Source organism: Amycolatopsis sp. NPDC041971 (assembly GCF_055588925.1).
Genome location: NZ_JBVJCE010000013.1, coordinates 207,769 through 214,202, shown reverse-complemented (window position 1 = coordinate 214,202; position 6,434 = coordinate 207,769). Strand labels below are relative to the sequence as shown.

Below are 6,434 nucleotides of genomic sequence, written 5' to 3'. Positions count from 1 at the left end.
TCACCCCCCCCCCCCCCCCCCCCCCCCCCCCCCCCTCCCTCCCCTCCTCTCCCCCCCCCCCCCCCCCCCCCCCCCCCCCCCCCCCCCCCCCCCCCCCCCCCCGGGACCGACCGCTAGACGGAGGCGTGCACCAGACCGGACTCGTAGGCCGCGATGACGAGCTGCGCCCGGTCCCGTGCCGCGAGTTTGTGCAGGAGGTGGCCGATATGCGTCTTCACCGTCGCCAGCCCGAGGTGCAGGGACCCGGCGATCTCGTCGTTCGACAGGCCACGCGCGATCAGGCTCAGGACCTCGCGTTCGCGCGTGGTGATGCTGTCCAGCGAGGCCGCGACGCGCTGGCCCGGTTCGGGCAGCCGGGCGAATTCGGCGATGAGCCTTCGCGTGATCGAAGGGGCGAGCAGTCCTTCACCCGCCGCGACGACCCGGATCGCGGTCAGCAGTTCGGCGGGCGGGGTGTCCTTCAGCAGGAATCCGCTGGCGCCCGCGCGCAGGGCCGAATAGACGTAGGCGTCGAGGTCGAAGGTCGTCAGCATCAGCACGTGGACGCCTTCGGTGGCGGCCGACGCGCAGATCCGCCGGGTCGCTTCGATCCCGTCCAGTTCCGGCATGCGGACATCCATCAGCACGACGTCGGGACGTTCCTTCTCGGCCAGTTCCGCCGCCTCCGCGCCGTCGCTCGCCTCGCCGACGACTTCGAGGTCCGGCGCGCTGTCGACGAGTACGCGGAAGCTGCCGCGCAGCAACGCCTGGTCGTCGGCGATCAGTACGCGGATCATCGTGTCCCCACTTCCTTGGCGGCGTACGGCAGCCGCGCGAACACCCGGAATCCCCCGGCGGGCAACGGGCCCGCTTCGAAATCACCACCGTAGACGGCGACGCGTTCGCGCATGCCGATCAAGCCGTGTCCGCCACCGGTCGACGGCGAGCCTTCTCCGCGCCCGTCGTCGACGATCTCGACGCTGACCTCGCCGGGACCTTCGCTGATCGCGACCCGGCAGACCGACGGACCCGCGTGCTTCACGACGTTGGTCACCGCCTCCTGAGTGATGCGGTAGACCGAAAGCGCGACGCCTTCGGGGAGGTCGTCCACCGCCTCGCCGGTCAGCTCGACGCGCACTCCGGCCTGTCCGGCGCGTTCGGCGAGGGTCCGTAGGTCGGCGAGTTTCGGCGCGGGACCGAGTGCCGCTTCGGGTGTCCCGTCGCCCGAGCGGAGGACGCCGAGCATCCGCCGGAGTTCGACGAGGGTTTCGCGGCTGGTGAGTTCGATGACCCGCAGCGCTTCGCGGGCTTCTTCGGGCTGTTCCTTCGCGACGTGATTGCCGACGGCCGCCTTGACCGCGATCAGGCTCATGCTGTGCGCGACGACGTCGTGCATTTCGCGCGCGATGCGCAGCCGTTCGTCGGAGACCGCCTGATCTGCCTGGGTTTCGGCGAGCTGGGCCAGGTTCGCGCGCCGTTGCCGCGTCATCCAGCCCAGTGCCCACGAGCCCGCCACCCCGCCGCCCGCGAAGGCCGTCGACGCGATCGTGTTCGGCCCGAGCCGCAGGAACTCGAAGATCATGACGACGACCAGGCCGAGACCCATCGCGATCAGCGAGCGGGCCCGTGGGTGTTCCAGCGCCACGGTGTACAGGGCGCAAGCGGTGGCCAGGAGCGCGGCCGGGCCCAGCCCGTTGCCGGCGAGCAAGGCCGGAATCAGGCTGCCGAGGCCGAGGCCGTAGGCGACCAGGGGCCGGTGGCGCCGCAGCGCGATCGCGATCCCGCTGGCGGCGACCGTCGCCCAGGCGAGCCACATCGGCATGGCGACGAGGAACGTCCAGGTCCTCGCGGCGAGGTTCCCGCCGACGGCCACGACGAGCACCAGCGCGAGGAGCGCGTCGATCGCGTACGCCACCCGCTGGGGGAGCGCCGACGGCTGTTTCATACGGCGAACTTAGCCGGACGGGTGGCGTGTGCGCGTCCGTCCGGTGGAGGTCATCCCCAAGGTGGAGATCACCTTCCGTGCGCTGCCGCGAAGAACTCCTTCAGCTTCTCGCGCCAGCTTCGCAGCGCCTCGGGCACGGCGTCGTCCTGTCCGGCCGGGACGGTCTGCGTCACCTCGACCATGGTGCCGTCGAGGTCGGAGTGGCTGAACTCCCAACGGACGACGCCGTGTGGCAGGGAGAGTTCCAGCAGCCGCGGCGGTTCTTCGCGGATGACCGTGCCCGACGCCTTTTCGCGCGTGAGAAGCGCCCAGACCTCGTCGAGCGGTTTCCAGATGAGGTCGCGGCGGAAGCGGATCACCTTGCCGTCGCCGGTTTCCAGGACTTCACCGTCGGCGAGCCCGAATTCCTCGGTGTAGGCCTCGATAGGGCCGACCCAGTCCTGCGGCGGCTCGTGGTCCTCGCCGTCGAGCAGGGCGGTGAGCGCGAGGAGGCAGCTGTCCCAGCCGGCGGCCGTGCGGCCCGCCGCGATCCTGGCGATGGCGGGTTCACCCCGGCCGAAGGTATGCGTGAACAGCAGACGGCTGCCGTCGCCCTCCGGAGTGATCTCCCAGCGCAGCACGTCGTCGTTCCAGCTGAACGCGAACACGTGAGGCGCGTCGGCTTCGAGGACCTCGCCCGCTGTCGGGGTCTCTTCGCCTTCGAAGGTGAACTCGATGGTCCCGCCCGGTCGCAGATCGACCGAGACCGCCGCGGGGAACCACTTCGCGAGCTCCGACGGTTCGGTGATCGCCCGCCAGACGCGCTCCGGCCGGTGCGCGAGACGGCGTTCGATCCGCAGCGCGGGACGGTCTCCGACGGTTTTCAATTGGGCGCGTGGGTGCACGGTTACCTCCTAATGTGCCTCACGGGGAATATAACCGCGACGTAATACTAGGTCAACCGGGCCGAACACGCGTGCTCGAAGCCGTAACACGCGTGCTTGAAGCCGTAACACGGAGTTCGCCGCTCAATCACGCGAGTTCCGCCTCCAATCACGCGAGTTCCGCCTCCAATCACGCGAGTTCCGTCTTCAATCACGCGTGTCCCGGGCTGGAGACGTGGACACCGATCCCGCTTCGGTCGGGAGCGAGGTCTTCGCGCAGGACCAGATCCTCGTCGTAGTCGCCGCCGTTCTGGTGACGGAACGGGATCGGGTCGCGAGTGGACAGCGTCCGCAGCCGTTCGCGCAGCGCCTCGGCGGCGGCCTCGTACTGCTCGGGAGACACGCGGTCGGCGCCGCAGATCGTCAGGGGCGGGAGGACGGACATCCCCGCGTACCACAGGGTTCCGTGCTGCAACGGGAACAGCAGGTCGCCGATCTCGCCGTTCACGCCGCGCGGTCCGATCGTGGCCTCCGGCGCTCCCGCGGTCAGCACGACCATGGCGCGTTTTCCGGCCAACGCCCCCTCGCCGTAGCGCGCCGTCCTGCCGTCGGGACGTCGGACACCGTAGGCGAATCCCTTGACGAAGACGCGGTCGAACCAGCCCTTGAGGATGGCGGGCATTCCGTACCACCACAGCGGGAACTGGATGATCACGGCGTCCGCCCAGGTGAGTTTCTCGTGTTCGGCGCGGATGTCCTCGCCGAGTTCGCCGGTCTCGAAGGCGGTCTTCGACGTCGAGCCGACGACGAGCCGGTCCGTGGAAGCGGCCCGGCCGAAGTCGTCGGCGTCGACGACGGGCTTCCACTTCATCGCGTACAGGTCTGATTCCCGGACTTCGGCGCCCTGAGCGCGAAGAGTGCGCACGCCTTCGTCGCGCAGCGAGCCGCCGAGGGAACGGGGTTCCGGGTGAGCGAAGATCCACAACACGTTCATGTACCCCACCGTCGCGCGATCCGGCGCCCGACGCGAGTGGCCCGATGGCCAACATGTGCAAGAATCAAGCCATGAGCTTTTTCGGGCATCCCGGTCGCCATCGGGTCGCCGTGCTGGTCCGGCACGGAATGCTGGTGATGGAGCTGGGCATCGTCATCCGGCTCTTCGGCACGGCCAAATCGGCCGACGGCGAGCCGCTCTACGACGTCGTCACCTGCACGCCGGAACCCGGCCGGATCCGGACCGACGCCGACGTCACCATCTCGGTCCCGCTCGGCCCGGAGGTGCTGGCCGAGGCCGACACCGTCGTCATCCCGGCCTCGTCCACCGAATACGAACCCTCGGGCCACGACCTCACCGGACCGCTCGCGCGGGCGCTGGAGCTGATCCGGCCGGAGGCCAGGATCGCGTCGATCTGCACGGGTGCCTTCGTACTCGCCGCCGCCGGACTGCTCGACGGCCGGAAGGCGACCACGCACTGGCGTTCGGCGCTGGACTTCCAGGCGAAGTTCCCGAAGGTCGACCTCGACGCAGGCGTGCTCTACACCGACGACGGGAACGTCCTGACCGCGGCGGGTGTCGCGTCCGGGATCGACCTCTGCCTGCACATGATCCGGTGTGACCACGGTGCCGCGATCGCGAACGAGGTCGCGCGTGGCACGGTCGTCTCGCCGCATCGCGAAGGTGGGCAGGCGCAGTTCATCCGGCGTCCGGTGCCGGAGCCGCAGTCCTCGTCGACGGCGGCGGCGCGGGCCTGGGCGCTGGAGAATCTCGATCGTCCGCTGACGCTGCGCGAGCTGGCGGCGAAAGAGGCGATGAGCACGAGGACGTTCACGCGGCGGTTCCGTGACGAAGTCGGGATTTCGGCGCTGCAGTGGCTGACCCAGCAACGGATCGAACGGGCCCGTCAGCTGCTCGAAGAGACCGACCTGCCGGTGGACAAGGTCGCCGCCGAGGCGGGTTTCGGCACGGCCGCGTCGCTGCGCCAGCACTTGCAGGCGGCGTTGGGGGTCTCGCCGAGCGCGTATCGGAACACCTTCCGCGAAGCCGCCTGAAACAGCTGACCTCCTGGTAACTTACCCAAGGATAAGTTCCGGAGGTGGGCAGTGCCGACAGTGCCGACAGTGCCGACAGTGAAGGCCTTCAAACTCGCCGAAAGGGTCCTGTTCGGCGCAGCCGCGATCGGCACGGTGTACTCCGCCAGGACGGGCAATCGGAAGCTGCGACTCGCGACCAAACCGGCCGCGGTCCCGGTGCTCGCCGCCAGGGTCGCGCGGGCGCGCGGGCTCGCGCCGGGGGAGAAGGGCCTGCTCGTCGCCGCGCTGGTCGCGGCGGGGGCGGGCGACCACTTCATGGGCAGGTCCGACGAGGACGGCCAGCTGATCCGGGGCGCGACGTCGTTCGGCGTGATGCAGGTGCTGTACTCCGCGCTGCTGTGGCGTCGCGGTGCTCGTCCACGCGCGGCGACCGCGCCGCCCCGGCTGGCGACGTGGGCCGCGGCCGCGGTCGCGATGGCCTTGCCGAAGCCGTCTCCGGTGTCTTCGGTGCTTTCGGTCTACGGGGCTTTGCTGAGCACGACGTCGACCCTCGCGGCCGACCCGGCCTTGGCGCCGAAGGCCAAGGTCTCGGGCGGGATGGTGGTCCCGTCGGGTGACCGCCGGACCTGGATCGCCGCCGGCGCGCTGCTGTTCTCCGCGTCGGATCTGGCGATCCTGATCCGCCGGAACTTCGTCACCAGTGAGCGGGTGCGGGCCGATCTGGAGACCTTCGTGCTGACGTCGTACCTCGCCTCGCAGTGGCTGCTCGTCGAAGGCATGACCGCGGAGGACTAGAAAGTTAAGCGTTTACTTGACTAACGCCCGTCGCGGGTGGATAGTTAAGCATGTGCCTAACCAACGCATGGATCAGGTGTTCAAGGCGCTTTCCGATGGGACGCGCCGCGAACTGATCGAGCGCCTCACCCGTGGACCGGCCTCGGTGGGGGAGCTCGCGCAGCCGTTGTCGATGTCGCTGCCCGCCGTGATGCAGCACCTCCAGATGCTGGAGGCCGCCGGCCTCGTCCGCTCCGAAAAGGCGGGCCGCGTGCGGACCTGCCGGCTCGAACCGGAGGGGCTGAGGATGGCCGAGGACTGGCTCGGCGGGCAGCGCACCGGCTGGGAAAACCGGCTCGATCGCCTTGGTGGCTTTCTGGACTCCGATGAAGGGAACCGGTCATGACCGTCAAACACGCCACGTTCACCCTCGAGCGCGTCTACCCCGTGCCGCCGGAACGCGTTTTCGCGGCTTGGGCGGATCCCGACGAGAAAGCCGGCTGGATCACCGTGCCCGGCGGCGGGTATTCCCTGGACTTCCGCGTCGGCGGCCGCGAGACCATCAGCGGCCCCGCCGGCGACAAGCGGATGGTCTTCGAAGCGCGCTACGAGGACATCGCGGAAAACGAGCGGATCGTCTACGCGGGGACGCTCTCCGCGGACGACGTCCTGGCGACCGTGTCGGTCACGACGATTCTGTTGGAGGCCGAGGAAGCCGGCACCCGGCTGACGTTGATCGAGCAGGCGACCTACCTCGACGGCCACGAAGAACCGAGCTGGCGGGAACAGGGCACCGGCAACTGGCTCGACGACCTGGGGAAGAAATTATCGGCAGGATGAAC

The 6,434-nt window shown here is 69.5% G+C and carries 8 protein-coding genes; 4 read left to right on the top strand and 4 right to left on the bottom strand.

Features of this window, described 5'->3' with window-relative positions; all coding sequences use genetic code 11:
• Positions 1-113 precede the first annotated feature (113 nt).
• The 4 genes from ACZ6DT_RS25415 to ACZ6DT_RS25400 form a co-directional block, all read right to left on the bottom strand.
• Positions 114-776 (bottom strand): response regulator, encoded by a 663-nt coding sequence (locus tag ACZ6DT_RS25415; RefSeq protein ID WP_465599558.1) that lies wholly within the window; start codon positions 774-776, stop codon positions 114-116.
• Positions 773-1,924 carry a sensor histidine kinase gene (locus ACZ6DT_RS25410; RefSeq protein ID WP_465599556.1) on the bottom strand — a complete coding sequence of 384 codons (1,152 nt, stop codon included), beginning with the start codon at positions 1,922-1,924 and terminating at the stop codon, positions 773-775. The genes ACZ6DT_RS25415 and ACZ6DT_RS25410 overlap by 4 nt, the downstream gene beginning before the upstream one ends.
• Positions 1,925-1,992: 68 nt before the next feature.
• A complete protein-coding gene (locus tag ACZ6DT_RS25405) occupies positions 1,993-2,808 on the bottom strand; it encodes an SRPBCC family protein (RefSeq protein WP_465599554.1) in 816 nt (271 codons plus the stop codon).
• 190 nt (positions 2,809-2,998) lie between these two features.
• Positions 2,999-3,781 (bottom strand): NAD(P)H-dependent oxidoreductase, encoded by a 783-nt coding sequence (locus tag ACZ6DT_RS25400; RefSeq protein ID WP_465599552.1) that lies wholly within the window; start codon positions 3,779-3,781, stop codon positions 2,999-3,001.
• Between the two features lie 44 nt (positions 3,782-3,825).
• Here ACZ6DT_RS25400 and ACZ6DT_RS25395 point away from each other — a divergent pair, with 44 nt between their 5' ends.
• The 4 genes from ACZ6DT_RS25395 to ACZ6DT_RS25380 all read left to right on the top strand — a co-directional run bounded on the left by ACZ6DT_RS25395 (position 3,826) and on the right by ACZ6DT_RS25380 (position 6,432).
• Positions 3,826-4,836 (top strand): GlxA family transcriptional regulator, encoded by a 1,011-nt coding sequence (locus tag ACZ6DT_RS25395; RefSeq protein ID WP_465599550.1) that lies wholly within the window; start codon positions 3,826-3,828, stop codon positions 4,834-4,836.
• A gap of 69 nt (positions 4,837-4,905) precedes the next feature.
• Positions 4,906-5,613 (top strand): lysoplasmalogenase family protein, encoded by a 708-nt coding sequence (locus tag ACZ6DT_RS25390; protein WP_465599548.1) that lies wholly within the window; start codon positions 4,906-4,908, stop codon positions 5,611-5,613.
• A 67-nt stretch (positions 5,614-5,680) separates the two neighbouring features.
• A complete protein-coding gene (locus tag ACZ6DT_RS25385) occupies positions 5,681-5,998 on the top strand; it encodes an ArsR/SmtB family transcription factor (protein WP_465599546.1) in 318 nt (105 codons plus the stop codon).
• Positions 5,995-6,432, top strand: coding sequence for an SRPBCC family protein (locus ACZ6DT_RS25380; protein WP_465599544.1), 438 nt, complete (start codon positions 5,995-5,997; stop codon positions 6,430-6,432). The genes ACZ6DT_RS25385 and ACZ6DT_RS25380 overlap by 4 nt, the downstream gene beginning before the upstream one ends.
• Positions 6,433-6,434 lie beyond the last annotated feature (2 nt).

Bases quoted from the DNA above. Each gene is read 5' to 3' on its own strand.
- ACZ6DT_RS25400 (WP_465599552.1), bottom strand. From the start codon at position 3,781: ATGAACGTGTTGTGGATCTTCGCTCACCCGGAACCCCGTTCCCTCGGC.
- ACZ6DT_RS25395 (WP_465599550.1), top strand. From the start codon at position 3,826: ATGGCCAACATGTGCAAGAATCAAGCCATGAGCTTTTTCGGGCATCCC.
- ACZ6DT_RS25380 (WP_465599544.1), top strand. From the start codon at position 5,995: ATGACCGTCAAACACGCCACGTTCACCCTCGAGCGCGTCTACCCCGTG.
- ACZ6DT_RS25410 (WP_465599556.1), bottom strand. From the start codon at position 1,924: ATGAAACAGCCGTCGGCGCTCCCCCAGCGGGTGGCGTACGCGATCGAC.
- ACZ6DT_RS25385 (WP_465599546.1), top strand. From the start codon at position 5,681: ATGGATCAGGTGTTCAAGGCGCTTTCCGATGGGACGCGCCGCGAACTG.
- ACZ6DT_RS25415 (WP_465599558.1), bottom strand. From the start codon at position 776: ATGATCCGCGTACTGATCGCCGACGACCAGGCGTTGCTGCGCGGCAGC.